A 17,430-nucleotide genomic window follows, 5' to 3' on the forward strand; every position below is an offset into this window, starting at 1 on the left:
GGGGACCGTGCTCGCTCTAGGCCGGCAACTCGCTGCGACGCGGGAACGCACCGCCAACCGCCTGTACGGACTACCATTCCGGCAGCCAAAAGTGCCCGCGCTAACCCCGCATTAACCATCGTCGGCGTCTGGTAAGGTCGGCAAGTCGCGCCCAAAGGCTTAGTCGAGGCCCTTAGTTTTGACATCTTGGCAGGGAAAGCAGTCGGCCGGCTTCGGACGGGCCGCTGCAATCCAAAAAAGACAAGGCTTTGCGCAGGCTTGGCAGCTACGCGCGACCCGCGCGGCTTGGGGAACCGGCAGCCATTTTGCGCGCCGAGGACATGGAACGATCGGCTTGAGAGGATACTGCTTATGAACCCGGCCGACGTCGCTCAGTCAGCCCTCCCGGTTGCGGCTTCCGCCGACGTGTCATTGGTTGCGCTGTTCTGGCAAGCTCACTGGATCGTGAAGGCGGTCATGCTCGGGCTGTTGTCCTGCTCGGTCTGGGTCTGGGCGATCGCGATCGACAAGGTCTTCCTCTATGCCCGCACCCGCCGCTCGATGGACCGTTTCGAGCAGGCGTTCTGGTCCGGCGAATCGATCGAGGAGCTCTATCGCACGCTATCGGCCAAGCCGACGCATTCGATGGCGGCCTGCTTCGTGGCGGCGATGCGCGAATGGAAACGCTCCTTCGAGAGCCACGCGCGTTCCGTCGCCGGCCTTCAGATGCGCATCGAGAAGGTGATGAACGTGTCGATCGCGCGCGAGATCGAGCGGCTGGAGCGGCGGCTCCTGGTGCTCGCGACCGTCGGCTCGGCCGGGCCCTTCGTCGGCCTGTTCGGTACCGTCTGGGGCATCATGTCGAGCTTTCAGTCGATCGCGGCCTCGAAAAATACCTCTCTGGCGGTGGTGGCGCCTGGCATCGCGGAGGCGCTGTTTGCGACCGCAATCGGCCTCATCGCCGCCATTCCTGCCACTATTTTCTACAATAAGTTCACCTCCGAGGTGAACCGGCAGGCCCAGCGGCTCGAGGGCTTTGCGGATGAATTTTCAGCCATCCTGTCCCGTCAGATCGACGAGCGTGGGTGATGGACGCTATAGTGAAGACGATCGTGGGCTCTAGATCATGGCGATGAACGTAGCCAGTTCGTCCGGTGGCGGCGGCCGCCGCAGCCGGCGCAAATCGGTCATGGCCGAGATCAACGTCACGCCGATGGTCGACGTGATGCTGGTGCTGCTCATCATCTTCATGGTCGCAGCGCCGCTGATGACATCGAACATCGATATCGATCTGCCGGTCGCGAACGGCGGCAAGTCGATCTCCTCGAACGCGCCGCCCTTGACGCTGTCGGTGAAGCGGACGACCGGCGGCTGCAATTCGAATGTGGAGCTGTACCTCGGCGACAGCCCGATCTCGGCTGGCGATCTTCAGTCCAAGATCGAGGCAATCAAGGACACGCGATCCGACGCCGACCGGGTCGTCTATCTGCGCGGTGACAAGGACGTCTGCTACACCGACATGATGAAGCTGCTTGGGCAGGTGCGCGCCGCCGGCTTCAAGGCCAACATCGTGATTATCCCGGAGCAGGGATGAAGGTCAAAGTCGACAAGACTGTTGTTGCGTCGATTGTCCTCCACGTCCTCGTGATCGGCTGGGGGCTGATCTCATTTAGCTCGCGCGCCCTCGAAGTGCCGGAAGAATCCGTCATTCCCGTCGATATCTCTCTGGATCAGCCCGCCAAGGCGACGGCCGGCATTCAGACCGCGGAGAAGGACAAGCAGAAACCCAAGGTCGACAAGGTCGCTCCCGAAGTGACGCCGCCCGAGGAGTCCCAGGGCAAGATCACCACCAAGAAGGAGCTGATCCAGACCAACACGACGCCTCCGCCGCCGCCGAAGGTGGTGGAGAAGCCGGTCGAGAAGAAGCCGGATCCGCCAAAGCCCGTTCAGGAGACCAAGCCCACGGACGAGACCAAGCAGGCCGAGAAGAAGCCCGAGAAGGACAAGATCGATCCGATCGCGGACGCCTTGAACAAGCCGGAGAAGGAGAAGAAGCCGCCGCCGCCCAAGCAGCAGGAGGCCAAGCCGCAGCCGCCGAAGCCGAAGGACCGGCCGTTCAATCCGATGGACATCATGGCCAAGCTCGAGGACAAGCGCGATCCGACGCGGCATGAAATGACCGGCGCGACGCCGAATGCGACCAGTGCGCTGGGAACGCAGAACGGCAAGGACACTGCGATTGTCGCGACCTGGAAGGGCGCGTTTGTCGCCGCCGTCAGGCGCTGCTTCAGATTCCCCTATAATGGCCAGGATGCCGATCAGTTCGAGGTCGACATCGACATCCAGATGCGTCCGGACGGCACGGTTGCCTCCTCGCCCGTGATCGTTGCCGTGCGCGGCCCGTCGCGCTCGGTCGGCACGGCGATGGCCGAGAGCGCGAAGCGGGCGGTCGAGGAGTGTCAGGCCTATGCATTCCTGCCCAAGGCGCAATACGACACGTGGAAATACATTCCGATGACGTTCGGCCTCAAAGATATGCTGTAAGCGTGAAAAGACATAACTCAGATGAATAAGATGCCATTGCTGACACGACGTGGATTCATGATGGCGGCAGGATCAACTGCCGCATTGCTGGCCGGCCGCTCTGCGCTTGCGCAGGGACGCCTCCAGGTCAACCCGACCGATTTCCAGCCGATTCCGATCGCGATCCCGAATTTCGTGGCGGGCTCGCCGTCGGACGGCGAGGTCGGCGCCGGCGTGACGCAGGTGATCACCAACAACCTCAAGCGCTCGGGCCTGTTCAATCCGATCGACCAGGCCGCTTATCTGGAGCGCATCAGCAACATCGACGTTGCGCCGCAATTCCAGAGTTGGAAGCAGATCAACGCCCAGGCACTGGTCACCGGACGCATGACGCGTCAGCCGGACGGCCGCCTCAAGGCCGAATTCCGCCTGTGGGACGTCGTCTCGGGCCAGCAACTCACCGGCCAGCAATATTTCACCTCGCCGGAATATTGGCGCCGCATCGCCCACATCATCTCCGACCAGATCTATCAGCGCCTCACCGGCGAGACGGGCTATTTCGACAGCCGCGTCGTCTTCGTCGACGAGAGCGGGCCGAAGGAGCGCCGCGTCAAGAAGCTCGCGATCATGGATCAGGACGGCGCCAACGTGCGCTATCTGACGCGCGGCTCGGACCTCGTGCTGACGCCGCGCTTCTCCCCGAATTCGCAAGAGATCACCTACATGGAGTTCGGCCAGGGCGATCCGAAGGTCTATCTCTACAACATCGAGACCGGCCAGCGCGAAATCGTCGGCAATTTTCCGGGCATGACGTTTGCGCCGCGGTTCTCGCCGGACGGCCAGCGCGTCATCATGAGCCTCCAGCAGGGCGGTAATTCGAACCTGTTCGTGATGGACCTGCGCTCGCGCTCGACCACGCGGCTCACCGACACGCCGGCGATCGACACTTCTCCTTCGTACTCACCAGATGGCACCCGCATCTGCTTCGAGTCCGATCGCGGCGGCAGGCCGCAGATCTATGTGATGCCTGCGGGCGGCGGCCAGGCGCAGCGCATCTCCTTCTCCAAGGACGACGCCAATGCGAGCTACTCGACGCCGGTGTGGTCGCCGCGCGGCGACTACATCGCGTTCACCCGGCAGGGCGGCGGACAGTTCTCGATCGGCATCATCAAGCCGGACGGTTCGGGCGAGCGCCTCCTTACCTCGGGCTTCCACAATGAAGGCCCGACGTTCGCGCCGAACGGCCGCGTCGTGATGTTCTTCCGCGATCCCGGCGGCAATGGTGGGCCGTCGCTGTTCAGCGTCGACATCTCCGGCCGCAACGAGCAGAAGGTGCCGACACCGGGCTACGCATCCGACCCCGCCTGGTCGCCGCTACTGTCCTCGACGTCGGGCCAATAAATCGCCCGCGTCGCGCGTTCATCGGCGCGAAGTTTTCGAAAAACAGCGCCGAGTTTTTCGCTTTCCTCGATTGCGGCAAGCTTTCCTTCACCTTGTGCCCGGCAAAGCTTGCCCAGTTGCTTGATATCTCAGCAGAAATTCGTTCGCTGAAGGTTCAAAACAACGCGTCTTTAACGATATTCCCTCAGAAAGACTTCATCTCGGCTGGGTAAAAGTACGCTCCAAACAGGATGCGTAACAAGCCAATGCAACTGGCCGACCAGAAGCAGAGTGATCGAGACGAGCTGGAGCCCATACTCTACGCCGCCCTCATCAACTCCATGGTGCAGAATTTCTGGGCGATCTTCATCGGCTCGGCCTGTACTGCCGTGGCCGCGGTCATGACTGCGCTGAAGACTGGCGACGTCTTGCTCTGGCCGATCGCGTTCCTGATCATTGCCATTGGCACTGCGCGCGCATTTCAGATGCGAGGGTACGAAGACCAAACACTGGCTTTGACGTTCGAACAGGCCAAGCATCTGGAGCCGCGCTACTGGCTCGGCGCGCTCGCCTATGCAGGGGTGCTCGGCCTGTGGTGCTTCGTTGTCATCTACAATAACGACGATCCGGTCGCGAACATGCTCTGCGTCGCCGTCACGGTCGGCTACACCGCCGGCGGAGCGGCCCGGAACTACGGCCAGCCCAGGGTGATCCAATGGCACGTCATGCTTGCCTGCGGTCCAATGTCGCTCGCCCTGTTGCTGCATGGCGGATTCTACTACATCGGGCTCGCCGTGCTGCTTGTCTTGTTCTTCATCGGCTTGAAGAACATCAACCTCAGCCTGCACGCGATCTTCGTCAAGGCTCTGACTTCGAGTTTCCGCGAATCCGCGCTGGCAGGTCAGTTCGATACTGCGCTGAACAACATGCCGCACGGCCTGTGCATGTTCCGCGCCGACGGACGGCTTGCGGTGATGAACCATCGCTTCAGCGACTTGATGGTGCTGCCGGAGAATTTCGTCGCCCGTGGCGCCAGCGCCGCCGACGTCGTCGCGGCCTGCGTGGCCTCGAACTCGATCTCGCTGGAGAGCGGCGACATGATCCTTGGCGAGATCAAGGGCGCACAGATGAAGGAGATCGTCACCACCGATCCCGATCTGAAGCGCTGCCGCACGCTGTCATGGACGTTCCAGCCGATGGCCGGCGGCGGCACGGTGCTTCTGCTCGAGGACATCACCGAGCGCACCAATGCGGAAGCCAAGATCAGCCATCTCGCGCGCTATGACGAGCTCACGGCGCTGCCGAACAGGGTCAGTTTCCGCGACGAGATCGAGCGGCTGCTCGCGATCTCGCACGATGCCGAGCGCCTGTCCGCGCTGCTGTTCGTCGATCTCGACCAGTTCAAGCAGGTCAACGACACGCTTGGCCACCCCTGCGGCGACCAGCTCCTGTGTGCGGTGGCGAACCGCCTGCGCGAGATGCTCCGCCCCGAAGATTTCGTCGCCCGCTTCGGCGGCGACGAGTTCGTCGTGTTCCAGCAGAACCTCAATTCACCCGAGGATGCCGCGGCGCTCGCCCGCCGCATCGTCGAGCGGCTCAGCGAGCGCTACCGCATCGACAATCATCTGGTGGAGATCGGCGCCAGCGTCGGCATCGCGCTGACGTCTCCCGAAGGCCTCAGCGCCGACACGCTGCTCAAGAACGCCGACATGGCGCTCTACCGCGCCAAGGCCGACGGCCGCGGCACCTTCTGCTTCTTCCGCGACGAGATGGCTGCGACCGTCGAGGCACGCCGCATCCTCGAGCTCGATCTGCGCAAGGCGCTCGCCAACGAGGAGTTCGAGCTGTTCTATCAGCCGCTGGTCAATCTGAAGACCGGCAAGATCACCACCTGCGAGGCGCTGCTGCGCTGGAATCATCCGGTGCGCGGCACGGTCTCGCCGGTCGACATCATCCCGGTTGCCGAGGACATGGGCCTGATCGTCGATCTCGGCCGCTGGATCCTGCGCCGGGCCTGCATGGAATGCATGAAGTGGCCCGAAGGCGTTAGCGTCGCCGTCAACTTCTCGCCGCAGCAATTCCACCAGCGCGACGTGCTCAGCGAAATCCGTTACGCGCTGGAGGTCTCCGGACTTCCGGCGCATCGGCTGGAGATCGAGATCACCGAATCCTCGCTCTTGCGCAACACCCAGCTCACCCACGACATCCTGTCGCAGCTTCACACGCTGGGGGTCAGCATCTCGCTCGATGATTTCGGCACCGGCTATTCGAGCCTCAGCTACCTGCATAACTTCCCGATGCAGAAGGTGAAGATCGACCGCTCCTTCCTCGAAGGCATCGACACCGACCGGCCGCTCACGCTGCTGCGCGGCGTGGCGCGGCTGTCGGCCGATCTCGGCATGGCGGTCGTGGTCGAGGGCATCGAGACCAACGAGCAGCTTGAGCTGATCAGCGCCGACGGCACCGTCACGGAAGCTCAAGGTTATCTGTTCAGTCGCCCGGTCCCTGCGGTACGAATGCGCCAGCTTCTCAACGCCTCGCATGGCCGCCGTGGCGAAGACGGGCTCCAGGTTGTCGGATCGCGCTCCTTCGCGTAATCGATTTCTTGAGATTTCCAATAGCGGCAGTGTGTTGCCGCGGACTCCGTACTCGTGCGGGTTAACCCTAATTAATCGATTGCTTTGCGTCGCGGTTAAGAAGGTGTTAATGAATTGTCACGCGCGCTGAAGTTGTTTTCGTGCGTCGTGGTGGGTGGTGCGTAAGGAGTTTGGATGCAGTCCTCAGCCCGATCGATCATTTCGGCTGTTGGACCGGGAGCAGAACTCCTGACCGACGTCGACTACCGGCTTGCTGAAACCCACGACGAGAAGGAGGAGATCTACAACCTCCGTTACCGCGCATATCTGCGGGAGCAGGCCGTCAAGGAGAGCCCGGACGGCCGGGTCACCGACCGGTATGACGATCTGCCCAACTCGTGGACCTTCGGTGTCTATCTCCAGGGCGAACTCTGCAGCTCCGTGCGCATTAGTGTGCTGACCGCGGAATGGCGCGAGTCCACCTCAACTGACGTATTTCCCGACATCCTGCTTCCGAGACTTGACCGCGGCGAGGTCATGATCGATCCGACGCGTTTTGTCGCTGATCCCGACAAGGCGAAGCGGGTTCCGGAATTGCCCTATCTGACGCTGCGCATCGCTTATATGGCCTGCGAGCATTTCAAAGCCGATCTCGGCCTCGCGATCGTGCGTGCCGAGCATCAAGCCTTCTATCGGCGGGTTTTTCTGCATGCGACCATCGCCGAGCCCCGGCTGGTCCCCGGCCTCACCAAGCCGTTCGGGCTCATGGCGGCGGATTTCCCGACTTTCCGGAAAAGAGTCTTTGAACGCTATCCGGTAATGCGTTCGACCGCCTTCGAGCGGCGGATGCTGTTTGGGCGCCGCGGTGAGCGCCAGGTCGCGCAACGACGGGTGCTGGTGGCGGACGCCGCCCACGCCTGATTCCCGGCTGGCGGGTGAGCCACCGCTCCGCTCCGTCGGCATTTCCCTGTTCATCTTGGGGCGGCAGGCCCAAAATTCGGGCAAAACAGGCGTTTCGGCCGCCAACGCGGCTTGCCTTCACCGTCGCGCCACATTTACAAACCATTAACCATCGCGGTTGCTTTTCGCTGATCGGGGGCATTTGACCGGCCGTGGCAACGTCCCATCAAGGTTGACGGAACGTTCGCTTAACCAACCCCCTGTAGACCGGACAGCAGTGGACTAACGTGAGCATGGAGGCTCCGGAATGAAACATCCTATGCGTATCCTCCAGGGATTGAAGCTGGTCGCGGTGCTTGCCGTCGCGCTGTCGATGGGCGCCTGCGCCAACAAGAACCTTGCTGCGGATGCGATGGCCAACGCGGCGACGCCCGGCAGCCAACAGGATTTCGTCGTGAACGTGGGCGACCGCGTGTTCTTCGAGAGCGATCAGACCGATCTGACGCCGCAGGCGATCGTCACGCTGGAGAAGCAGGCGCAGTGGCTCCAGAGCTATCCGCGCTACACCTTCACCATCGAAGGTCACGCGGATGAACGCGGAACCCGCGAATACAACATCGCGCTCGGCGCGCGGCGTGCCCAATCGGTGCGCTCGTTCCTGGCTTCGCGCGGTATCGACCCGAATCGCATGCGCACCATCTCCTACGGCAAGGAGCGGCCGGTCGCGGTCTGTAACGACATCTCCTGCTGGTCGCAGAACCGTCGCGCCGTCACGGTGCTGAACGCGAGCTCCTGAACGGCGGCCGTTCCGCCAAGGAAACCTGACCAAGGAAACCTGACCACGGAAACCTGACCACGGAAACCTGATTTGCCGGCGCCCACTCGGGCGCCGGTTTCGTTTACTGGATCAAGTCATAGAAAGCCCTTGGTACCAGTCACATTTTTGGCGTACTCCGTCTCTCAATGTCTCGCGCAGCGAGTTGTCCGCCGCGCGCCACGTCGCTTTCGTCGTCAGGGCAAGATGTCATCCAGATTCCAGGCTTTTACCGGCACTGTGGCGATCGCCGCGCTGCTTTCGCTGTGCTCGCCCGTCTTCGCGCAGTCGGACGATGCCGATCCGGAGATGCGGATCGAGCGGCTTGAGAATCAGCTGCGACAGCTGACTGGCCAGAACGAAGAGCTGCAATACCGCAACCGCCAGCTCGAGGAACGCCTCCGTCAGCTCGAGGGTGGCGCGCAGGGAGTCCCCGGGCAGACGCCGGCACAGCAGCCCAATGTCGCGGCGGCGCCACCAGCGCCGGGCTATCGGCAGCAGCAGCCGGTGCAGCAGCCAGCCTATGAGCCGCAGATCGCGGCGCCCGCGCCGATCGTGCAGGAGCAGCCGGGGCCCGGTGCGCCCGGCAGCCGCCGCCGCGGTGATGCGTTCGATCCGAATCAAAATCCCAATGCTCCCGGTGCGCCGCGCGCGCTCGGCGGCGGTCAGCAGCCGATGACGGCGGGAGCGCCGGTCGGTGCACCAGGTGGCCGCGGCGCCGGTGAGCCGCTCGACCTCGGCAACACCGGCGGCCGCTATCCGCAGGCTGCGGCTCCGTCCACGCAGTCCGGCTATCCGGCGGCGCAGCCCGGTTATCCCGCGCCGGCCGCAGGCGGCGGTCTGGCGACCCAGCCGCCCTCGCAATCGCCGCGCGACGAGTTCGACCTCGGCATCGGCTACATGCAGCGCAAGGACTATGCGCTCGCCGAGCAGACCATGAAGAACTTCACGCAGAAATATCCGAGCGATCCCCTGCTCGGCGACGCCCAATACTGGCTCGGCGAGAGCTACTTCCAGCGTCAGCAATATCGTGATGCCGCAGAGGCCTTCCTCGCCGTCACGACGAAATATGACAAGTCCGCAAAGGCCCCGGACTCCCTGCTGCGGCTCGGCCAGTCGCTGGCCGCGCTGAAGGAGAAGGAAGCTGCCTGCGCCGCCTTCGGCGAGGTCGGCCGCAAATTCCCGCGTGCCTCCGCCGGCGTCAAGGCCGCCGTCGATCGCGAGCAGAAGCGGGTGAAGTGCTGACCGCTTGGCCTCATGAGAGCGTTTTCCAGCGAAGTGCGTGAAGAAAACGCGTCAAGACTAGAGTCTAGAGCCCCATTCCGATTCAATCTGAACGGAAACGGCTCTGGAGCGCTGACAATGCGGATGGCGCTGCGCTAAATAGGCGCGCCATCCTGCGGGCAGCGTCATGTCAGACGACGACAATTCTCCGATCTCGGCGCGCGAGGCGAAGCTGCTTTTCGCCGATCTGAGACGCGCGCCGGCGCTCGTGCTCGCTGTTTCAGGCGGGCCCGATTCCGTCGCGCTGATGTGGCTTGCCGCGCGCTGGCGCAAGAACCTCACGCGCGGCCCCCAGCTCATCGCTGTCACCGTCGATCATGGCCTCCGACCGGAAGCGGCGCGCGAGGCTCGCGACGTCAAGCAGCTGGCGCGTTCGCTCGATCTGCCGCATCGGACGATGCGCTGGACCGGCGCCAAGCCGAAGACCGGTCTGCCCGCCGCTGCGCGGGACGCACGCTACCGCCTGCTGACGCAGGCGGCGCGCGCGATCGGAGCGACCCATGTGCTCACCGCGCACACCCGTGACGACCAGGCCGAGACGTTGCTGATGCGATTGTTGCGCGGCAGCGGCATCGCCGGTCTGTCCGCGATGGCGCCCGTCACGGAGCGGGACGGGATCGCGCTGGCGCGTCCGCTGCTCGACGTGCCGAAGGCGCAGCTGATCGCGACCTTGAAGCGCGCCAATATCGGTTTCGCCGACGATCCGACCAACCGTGACGGCGCCTTCACGCGTCCGCGGCTGCGGGCGCTTTTGCCGCAGCTTGCTGCCGAAGGCGGCACCGCGCGCAACCTGGCGCGGCTCGCGGCGCGGCTCGCCCGCGCCAATGCCGCCATCGACGTGCTGGCCGACGGCGCCGAGCGCTTCCTCGCTCTGAGGGATCGCGATCGCCCACCGCCCGATGCGCCAGCGCGAAGCTTCGAAGCATCGGCCTTCGTCACACTGCCCGAGGAGGTGCGCGTGCGGCTCCTGATGCGGGCGATCGACGCCGTCGGGCACGAGGGGCCGGCGGAACTGGGGAAGGTCGAGGCTCTCTTGGCGGTTCTTGACCGCGGCATCGCCGAGGGCACGGGCCGGCGCAATGTCGGAACCAGTCGGCCTCAGATCAAGCAGACGCTGGCGGGGGCCCTCATCAGCCTGTCGCGGGGGCGCATCCTGATCGCGCCGGCGCCGGCCCGGCGCGTCAGGGGCGGATCATGACACCGGCGCGTTCGGCCCCTGTCCCTCAGGACGCCTTAACCAGGGCGGAAAAACCCAGCCTGACCCGCCATTATTTCAGCGGGAATCGGGCTAAGATGGGATAAATAGTCCCATCTCGTTCCCTTGGCAGCGACCCGGGCGGCACCTAAATTGTATTCGTCTAACCGAGAGGATTCCTTGGGGATTTTCTCTAGCTTGCCCAAGGAATAGGGCCGCGATCCGCGCGACCACGAAGGAAGATCGATGAACGCCAATCTGCGCAATTTCGCCCTCTGGGTCATCATTGTCTTGCTGCTATTGGCGTTGTTCACGCTCTTCCAGAATCCCGGCCAGCGCGCCTCCTCCCAGGACATCGCCTTCTCGCAGCTCCTGAGCGAGGTCGATCGGGGCAATGTGCGCGATGTCGTAATCCAGGGACCGGAGATTCACGGGACGTTCACCAACGGCTCGAGCTTCCAGACCTACGCGCCCAACGATCCGACGCTGGTGAAGCGCCTCTATGACAGCAAGGTCCAGATCACCGCGAAGCCGCCGGGCGACAACGTGCCGTGGTTCGTCTCGCTGCTGGTCTCCTGGCTGCCGTTCATCGCGCTGATCGGCGTATGGATATTCCTGTCGCGCCAGATGCAGGGCGGCGCAGGCAAGGCGATGGGCTTTGGCAAGTCGCGCGCCAAGATGCTGACCGAGGCGCATGGCCGCGTCACCTTCGAGGACGTCGCGGGCGTCGACGAAGCCAAGCAGGACCTCCAGGAGATCGTCGAATTCCTGCGCGACCCCGGCAAATTCCAGCGGCTCGGGGGCCGCATTCCGCGCGGCGTGCTGCTGGTCGGCCCGCCCGGCACCGGTAAGACGCTGATCGCGCGCGCGGTCGCGGGCGAAGCCAATGTGCCGTTCTTCACCATTTCCGGCTCCGACTTCGTCGAAATGTTCGTCGGCGTCGGTGCCTCGCGCGTCCGCGACATGTTCGAGCAGGCGAAGAAGAACGCGCCCTGCATCATCTTCATCGACGAAATCGACGCCGTCGGTCGTCACCGTGGCGCCGGCCTCGGCGGCGGCAATGACGAGCGCGAGCAGACGCTGAACCAGTTGCTGGTCGAGATGGACGGCTTCGAGGCGAACGAGGGCGTGATCCTGATCGCCGCGACCAACCGTCCCGACGTGCTCGATCCCGCGCTGCTGCGTCCCGGCCGCTTCGACCGCCAGGTCGTGGTGCCCAATCCCGATGTCGTCGGTCGCGAGCAGATTCTGAAGGTTCACGTCCGCAAGGTGCCGCTGGCGCCGGATATCAACCTCAAGACCATCGCGCGCGGCACGCCCGGGTTCTCCGGTGCCGACCTGATGAACCTCGTCAACGAGGCTGCGCTCACTGCCGCCCGCCGCAACAAGCGCATGGTGACCCAGGCCGAGTTCGAGGAAGCCAAGGACAAGGTGATGATGGGCGCGGAGCGCAAGTCGCTCGTCATGACCGAGGAAGAGAAGCTGCTGACGGCCTATCATGAGGGCGGTCACGCCATCGTCGGCCTGAACGTCCCGGCGACCGACCCGATCCACAAGGCGACCATCATTCCACGCGGCCGTGCGCTCGGCATGGTCATGCAGCTCCCCGAGCGCGACAAGCTGTCGATGTCCTTGGAGCAGATGACCTCGCGCCTCGCCATCATGATGGGTGGCCGCGTCGCCGAAGAGCTGATCTTCGGCCGGGAGAAGGTGACCTCGGGTGCCGCATCCGACATCGAGCAGGCCACGCGCCTCGCCCGCATGATGGTGACGCGCTGGGGTCTGTCGGAAGAGCTCGGCACGGTCTCCTACGGCGAGAACCAGGACGAGGTGTTCCTGGGCATGTCGGTGTCGCGGACGCAAAACGCATCTGAGGCCACGGTCCAGAAGATCGACTCCGAGATCAAGCGCCTGGTCGAGGAAGGCTACAAGGAGGCGACCCGCATTCTCACCGAGAAGCATGCCGACCTCGAGACGCTGGCCAAGGGCCTGCTCGAGTTCGAGACGCTGACGGGAGATGAGATCGTCGATCTCCTCAAGGGCAAGAAGCCGAACCGCGAGTCCGTGCTCGAGCCGAGCACGCCGCGCGCTTCGGCGGTGCCGCCGGCCGGCAAGTCGCGCCCGCGGCCCGATCCGGATCCCGGCCTGGAGCCGCAGCCGCAGGCGTAACCGCAAGCGGGCAGATCGAATTGAAAAACGCGGCGGCAACGCCGCGTTTTTTTGTGTTGGCGATGGTGATTTGCGAGCGGGCAACTCGGCGCCCCGTCATTGCGAGCCAGGGTAGGGTGGGCAAAGGCGCGCACGCGCCGTGCCCACCATCTCTCGGCAATAGCGACAGAAGCGGTGGGCACGCTCGCGCTTTGCCCACCCTACAAACTGCCTCGGACCAAACGGCAAAATGGCCGGAATGCCAGCTCAGGCCGGCCTCGTGCCCCGCCCATTCACAAGGCCACGCCCCTGAGCCGCGCCGTCACTTCGGCGGCGTTACCGCCCCATCTTCCGCGCTCTCCCGCACATGGATCACCGCGATGTCGTCCGCGTAGATCCGCTTCCAGCCCTTGAGGTGATCGAGGATCTGCGGGCCTGGGGCATCGGCAACCAGCAGCGTCGTGTCGATCTTGTATTCGTCGAGCAGGCGCGGCAGAAGCTCGGGCTGCTTGCCCTCGGTCGCTTTGAAGAAATCCATCACGAATTTCTCGCCATAGAGTTCGGCGCGGCCGTCGACGAAGACCGGGACGTCGCGCGAGATCAGATAGCCGCCGAACTGGTAGGCGTTGAAGATCCGCTGCGCCTTGCGTTGCTCGAGCAGGTTGACCGCGGCGACGGGCGTCTGAAACATCGTGAACGCGAAGCGGTGATGTCCCATATAGATCGCCGTCGAGGTCCAGCCAGCCGCCACGATCATCAGCGCGCCCATTACAGTGACGTAGCGGGCCGGCCAGATTTCGTCATTGCCGGAGTCCGGCGTGGGGCGCGGCGATAATTGCCCGAGCGGCTTTGCCAGCACCAGCGGTACCAGGAACGCAAATGCCTCGATGCTCCTGACATGCGTCAGCGCGCTCCAGGTCAGGAATAGGATCAGGAAAATTCGCGGCGCCGAGAGCACGAGGCCGCGATAGAAGCCGATGGCGATAAGGCCGAGCAGCGCGCCTTCGAACGCAGAGAACGAGGCGAAATTCGCCGGCATCCACTCGAAGATCACCGTCAGCAGTTCGCCGAGGTTGAGGATGTTGGTCGCGCCCCATAGCGTCCGCCAGCCATAAGGCGTGGCGCAGCTTGCGATCAGCGCGGCGATGCCGAACAGCACCCAGCGCAGGAATAGCTGAAGTCGTCGTCCTTTCTCGGCATGCTCGACCGCCTCGAGCGCGATCGGACCGATCAACGCCAGACCAAGAGCGAAGCCGCCATGCAGGTTCGCCCACAACGCCATCAATGGCAGCCAGAGCCATGACGGCGCGCTCCGGCGATCGGCAGCCGCCATCAACGCGCCAGCCCACAGCACCATGACGGGCAGCGCCAGGATGTGCGGACGCGCCAGAAGGTGGTGCAGCGACAAAAGCAGCGCCAGCATCGCAAACAGCACCGATCGCGGAAGCTCGAGATGCGCGTCGAGCAGGTAGACGAAGATTGCGACAGTGAGCGCGATCGCAACCGTCGTGAGGATCACCGGTCCCGCCCAGCCCCATTGCACATAGGAGCTCGCGAACGCGACTTGCGACAGCCACGAGGTAGAGATCCAGGGTTGGCCTGTCCGCGTGAAGGAGTAGATGTCCGTATAGGGCAGCGCGCGATGATCGAGGATCCATTGCCCGATCTTGATCTGCCAGAACGAGTCGGAATCCTGGAGCAGCGTGTCGCCGATGAAGAGGAAGCAGAGATATGCGCCCGCGCCGAGGCAAAGCGGCACCAGGACTCGCGCGCGGCTCTGCATCGCCATGCCGTAGGTAAAGGAGAGGGACATTCCGCCTCGTCGTTCTGCCGGACGTTGATCCTGCCGGCTTCCAAAGCATGATCCGGAAAAGTGTGAAGCGGTTTTCCGAAAAGGTCATGCTCAAACAAGAACCCAAAGCGCGATGAGGATTCATCGCGCTTTAGCGGGCGGCATTGGACCATGACGGTCATAACTTCGAGTAAACCGGCGCGAATGTGGCCAGCATGTTTCCCGACGATTTAACTGGTTGTTTTCAATTTCGGTTTACCATCGCGGAATACACGCAAACCGCTGCATGTTTCCGCGGACGAATTAACTGCGGTGCAATTCTTTGTCGCTATGGTCGGTTCCATGGTCGCGCGGCGCTGGGAAGCCGGTCAGACCAGACTAGTTGTTGTAGCCTTGTGTACTCTTGGGAGCAGTCTATGAAAAACCTCGTTGCGCGCTTCGTGAAGGATGAATCCGGCGCCACCGCTATTGAATACGGTCTGATCGCCGCCGGCATCGCGCTGGCCATCATCACCGTCGTCAATAACCTCGGCACCTCGCTGAACTCCAAGTTCGGCTCGATCTCGTCCAGCCTGAAGTAAGTTCGGACGATCGACGTGAATTCGAAGAGCCCCGGGATTCCGGGGCTCTTTCATTTCAGCCGCTGCGCGCGACGACTTGAGAGGAATGCAGCATGGCCGAGCTCGCCTTGAGTCCGCCATCAGGCCTGCGGCCAGGCTCGGTGCCGTCCGTGCTGTTCAACGTCTGCCTCGTACTGCTCGTCCTCACGCTGCTGCATTTCCCGCTCGCCTATATCTCGCATTCCTGGATCTATGACGCGAATGGGCTCGGTAACCCCACCGATTTCGTGAACGTGTGGGCCGCCGGCAGGCTGGCGCTCGACGGCCACGCGATACAGGCGTGGGACTGGCAGGTGCAGAAGCAGGTCGAGGTCGCCGTGCTGGGGCAGGATTTCTCCGGCTATTTCGCCTGGCATTATCCGCCGCCGTTCCTGTTCGTCGCCGCCTTCCTCGCGCAATTTCCTTATGCCGCAGCTTTCGCGGGCTGGGCCTTCGCCAGCATGCTGCCCTATGTCGCGCTGATGCGCGCGATCGTCGGACGGAGCTTCGGTGTCATGCTTGCGATCTCGTTTCCGGCGACCTTCGACAATCTTGCGATCGGTCAGAACGGCTTTCTGACCGCCAGCCTGATCGGCGGCACGCTATATCTATTGCCGCGTCATCAGCTGCTTGCTGGAATCTGTCTCGGCCTGCTCACCTACAAGCCGCAATACGGGCTCTTGTTTCCGCTTGTCCTCATGGCGACCGGAGAATGGAAAGTCTTCGTCTCGGCGGCCATCACTGCGCTGGGCGTTGCGCTCGCGTCGATGCTCGTGTTTGGCGTCGAGAGTTGGGTTGCCTTCTTCCATTGGATGCCGATGATCTCGAAGGCGGTTTTATCTGAGGGGTCGGAATCATGGCTGAGGCTCCAGAGCGTGTTCGCGATGGTGCGCTGTCTTGGCGGTAGCGAGACGCTCGGTTGGGCGTTGCAGACCGTGGTGGCTTCTGCTGTCGCGATCGGGCTCGTGCTGATGTGGCGCAGCAAGCTGCCTTACGCGCTGAAGGCAGCTGCGCTTGCGACCGGTACGCTGCTGTGCTCGCCCTATACCTACATGTATGACTTCGCGGTGCTGGCCATTCCCGTCGCCTGGCTTGTGCGCGCTGGATACGATGATGGCTTCCGTGCTTACGAGCCCTGTGCGCTCGGCTTCGTGCTTGCGCTGCTTGCGAGCTTCCCGTTTCTGAAAATTCCGGTCGGGCTTGTGGCGACACTGATCGTCGCCGCGCTCATCGTCGCCCGCGCGCTCGCCGATTGGCGTGAGCTGCAGGCGTCCCGGCCCGGCCTTGCCTCGTCCCAGGCCTCGTCCCAAGCCTCGTCCCAAGCCTCGCCCTGCGTTGACAGATCAGCCTCGCGCATTTGAGGTCTTGTCATCCGCTCTGAATAGTTGTTCAGTTCTTGCGGGCGATTTGCGGCGAAAACAGTGAAGAAGCGTTCGGCCGATACGCGCGGCCAGGCGCGTGGGACAGGAAGCGCGCCATGGTTTACCGGCGGACCCATCAAGTGGTGAAACGCCTAGCCGCCCGGCGCAGCGCCATTCTGGCGGCGGCGCGGGAGGCGGCGGCGGAAGGCGGCATGGTCGCGGTGCAGATCGCCCCGGTCGCGATCAGGGCCAATGTCGCGGCGGGAACGGTCTACCGCTATTTCCCGTCCAAAGCCGATCTGATCTCTGAACTGATTGCCGAAGTGTCGCGTGACGAGCTCGCCGCGATCCGCCGGGCGGCTGACGCCGCGCCCGGTCCGTCCTCGGCGCTGGCGGCGGCCGTCACCACGGTTGCGGTGCACACCCTTTCCCAGCGCAAGCTCGCCTGGGGCATTCTGGCCGAGCCCGTCGACGTCGATGTCAGTGCCTCCAGGCTTGCGAGCCGGCGCGAGATCGCGGGCGAAATCGCGTCCCGGATCGACGCCGCCGTGCGTGCCGGCCATCTGCCGGCGCAGGATACTGCGCTTGCGGCAACGGCGCTGCTCGGCGCGCTCCATGAGGCCCTGGTCGGGCCGCTCGCACCCGACAATCTGGAGGATCCGGTCAAGCTGCGCGACGCCGTGCAGACGGTCACGCTGCTGGCGCTGCGTGCGGTCGGCGTCATGGATGCCCGCGCCCGCGGCCTTGTGGTGCAGCAGACGGTGTTGCCGGCGAAGGCGTTGGTGGGGGCTTAAGTTGGTACGTCATTCCGGGGCGGCCGCGCAAAGCGCGGACGAACCCGGAATCTAGAGATTGCGGCGCGAGATTCCGGGTTCGCGC

Annotated in this window: 14 protein-coding genes; 13 read left to right on the forward strand and 1 reads right to left on the reverse strand. The window is 63.7% G+C overall.

Annotation, left to right across the window (positions count from 1 at the left end; translation table 11 throughout):
* Positions 1-351: 351 nt before the first annotated feature.
* The 10 genes from tolQ to ftsH all read left to right on the forward strand — a co-directional run bounded on the left by tolQ (position 352) and on the right by ftsH (position 12,820).
* On the forward strand, positions 352-1,068 hold the full coding sequence (gene tolQ / locus SO156_RS11605) for a protein TolQ (protein WP_458149440.1): 717 nt from the start codon (positions 352-354) through the stop codon (positions 1,066-1,068).
* A 37-nt stretch (positions 1,069-1,105) separates the two neighbouring features.
* Positions 1,106-1,573 (forward strand): biopolymer transporter ExbD, encoded by a 468-nt coding sequence (locus tag SO156_RS11610; RefSeq protein WP_254099914.1) that lies wholly within the window; start codon positions 1,106-1,108, stop codon positions 1,571-1,573.
* Positions 1,570-2,523 carry a cell envelope integrity protein TolA gene (gene tolA, locus SO156_RS11615; RefSeq protein WP_498534877.1) on the forward strand — a complete coding sequence of 318 codons (954 nt, stop codon included), beginning with the start codon at positions 1,570-1,572 and terminating at the stop codon, positions 2,521-2,523. Before SO156_RS11610 ends, tolA begins: the two co-directional genes overlap by 4 nt.
* A 21-nt stretch (positions 2,524-2,544) precedes the next feature.
* Positions 2,545-3,903 carry a Tol-Pal system beta propeller repeat protein TolB gene (gene tolB / locus SO156_RS11620; RefSeq protein ID WP_498534878.1) on the forward strand — a complete coding sequence of 453 codons (1,359 nt, stop codon included), beginning with the start codon at positions 2,545-2,547 and terminating at the stop codon, positions 3,901-3,903.
* A 245-nt stretch (positions 3,904-4,148) separates the two neighbouring features.
* Entirely contained in the window at positions 4,149-6,479 is a 2,331-nt protein-coding gene (locus tag SO156_RS11625; RefSeq protein ID WP_498534879.1) for a putative bifunctional diguanylate cyclase/phosphodiesterase, read from the forward strand.
* A gap of 174 nt (positions 6,480-6,653) precedes the next feature.
* The gene (locus SO156_RS11630) at positions 6,654-7,379 is read left to right on the forward strand and encodes an N-acyl amino acid synthase FeeM domain-containing protein (RefSeq protein WP_458149444.1); all 726 of its coding nucleotides are present in this window, start codon (positions 6,654-6,656) and stop codon (positions 7,377-7,379) included.
* A 286-nt stretch (positions 7,380-7,665) separates the two neighbouring features.
* Positions 7,666-8,154: a peptidoglycan-associated lipoprotein Pal gene (pal, locus tag SO156_RS11635; RefSeq protein WP_458149445.1), complete on the forward strand. Its 489-nt coding sequence runs from the start codon at positions 7,666-7,668 to the stop codon at positions 8,152-8,154.
* A 225-nt stretch (positions 8,155-8,379) separates the two neighbouring features.
* Positions 8,380-9,417, forward strand: coding sequence for a tol-pal system protein YbgF (ybgF, locus tag SO156_RS11640; protein WP_458149446.1), 1,038 nt, complete (start codon positions 8,380-8,382; stop codon positions 9,415-9,417).
* A gap of 166 nt (positions 9,418-9,583) precedes the next feature.
* Complete coding sequence (gene tilS / locus SO156_RS11645) at positions 9,584-10,654, forward strand: tRNA lysidine(34) synthetase TilS (protein ID WP_498534880.1); 1,071 nt, start codon at positions 9,584-9,586, stop codon at positions 10,652-10,654.
* Between the two features lie 243 nt (positions 10,655-10,897).
* Positions 10,898-12,820, forward strand: a complete 1,923-nt coding sequence (ftsH, locus tag SO156_RS11650) for an ATP-dependent zinc metalloprotease FtsH (RefSeq protein ID WP_284268825.1) — start codon at positions 10,898-10,900, stop codon at positions 12,818-12,820.
* Positions 12,821-13,121: 301 nt separating this feature from the next.
* Here the strand turns inward: ftsH and SO156_RS11655 are convergent, their stop codons facing one another.
* Complete coding sequence (locus SO156_RS11655; protein WP_498534881.1) at positions 13,122-14,612, reverse strand: hypothetical protein; 1,491 nt, start codon at positions 14,610-14,612, stop codon at positions 13,122-13,124.
* A 395-nt stretch (positions 14,613-15,007) separates the two neighbouring features.
* On the opposite strand from SO156_RS11655, the gene SO156_RS11660 reads away from it, so the two are divergent.
* From SO156_RS11660 to SO156_RS11670, 3 genes are all read left to right on the forward strand, one after another.
* Positions 15,008-15,172 carry a Flp family type IVb pilin gene (locus SO156_RS11660; RefSeq protein WP_027521915.1) on the forward strand — a complete coding sequence of 55 codons (165 nt, stop codon included), beginning with the start codon at positions 15,008-15,010 and terminating at the stop codon, positions 15,170-15,172.
* 92 nt (positions 15,173-15,264) lie between these two features.
* Positions 15,265-16,551 (forward strand): glycosyltransferase family 87 protein, encoded by a 1,287-nt coding sequence (locus SO156_RS11665; RefSeq protein ID WP_498534882.1) that lies wholly within the window; start codon positions 15,265-15,267, stop codon positions 16,549-16,551.
* A 116-nt stretch (positions 16,552-16,667) separates the two neighbouring features.
* On the forward strand, positions 16,668-17,345 hold the full coding sequence (locus tag SO156_RS11670; protein ID WP_027521917.1) for a TetR/AcrR family transcriptional regulator: 678 nt from the start codon (positions 16,668-16,670) through the stop codon (positions 17,343-17,345).
* Positions 17,346-17,430: the final 85 nt, after the last annotated feature.

This window comes from Bradyrhizobium sp. UFLA05-125, from assembly GCF_059803515.1.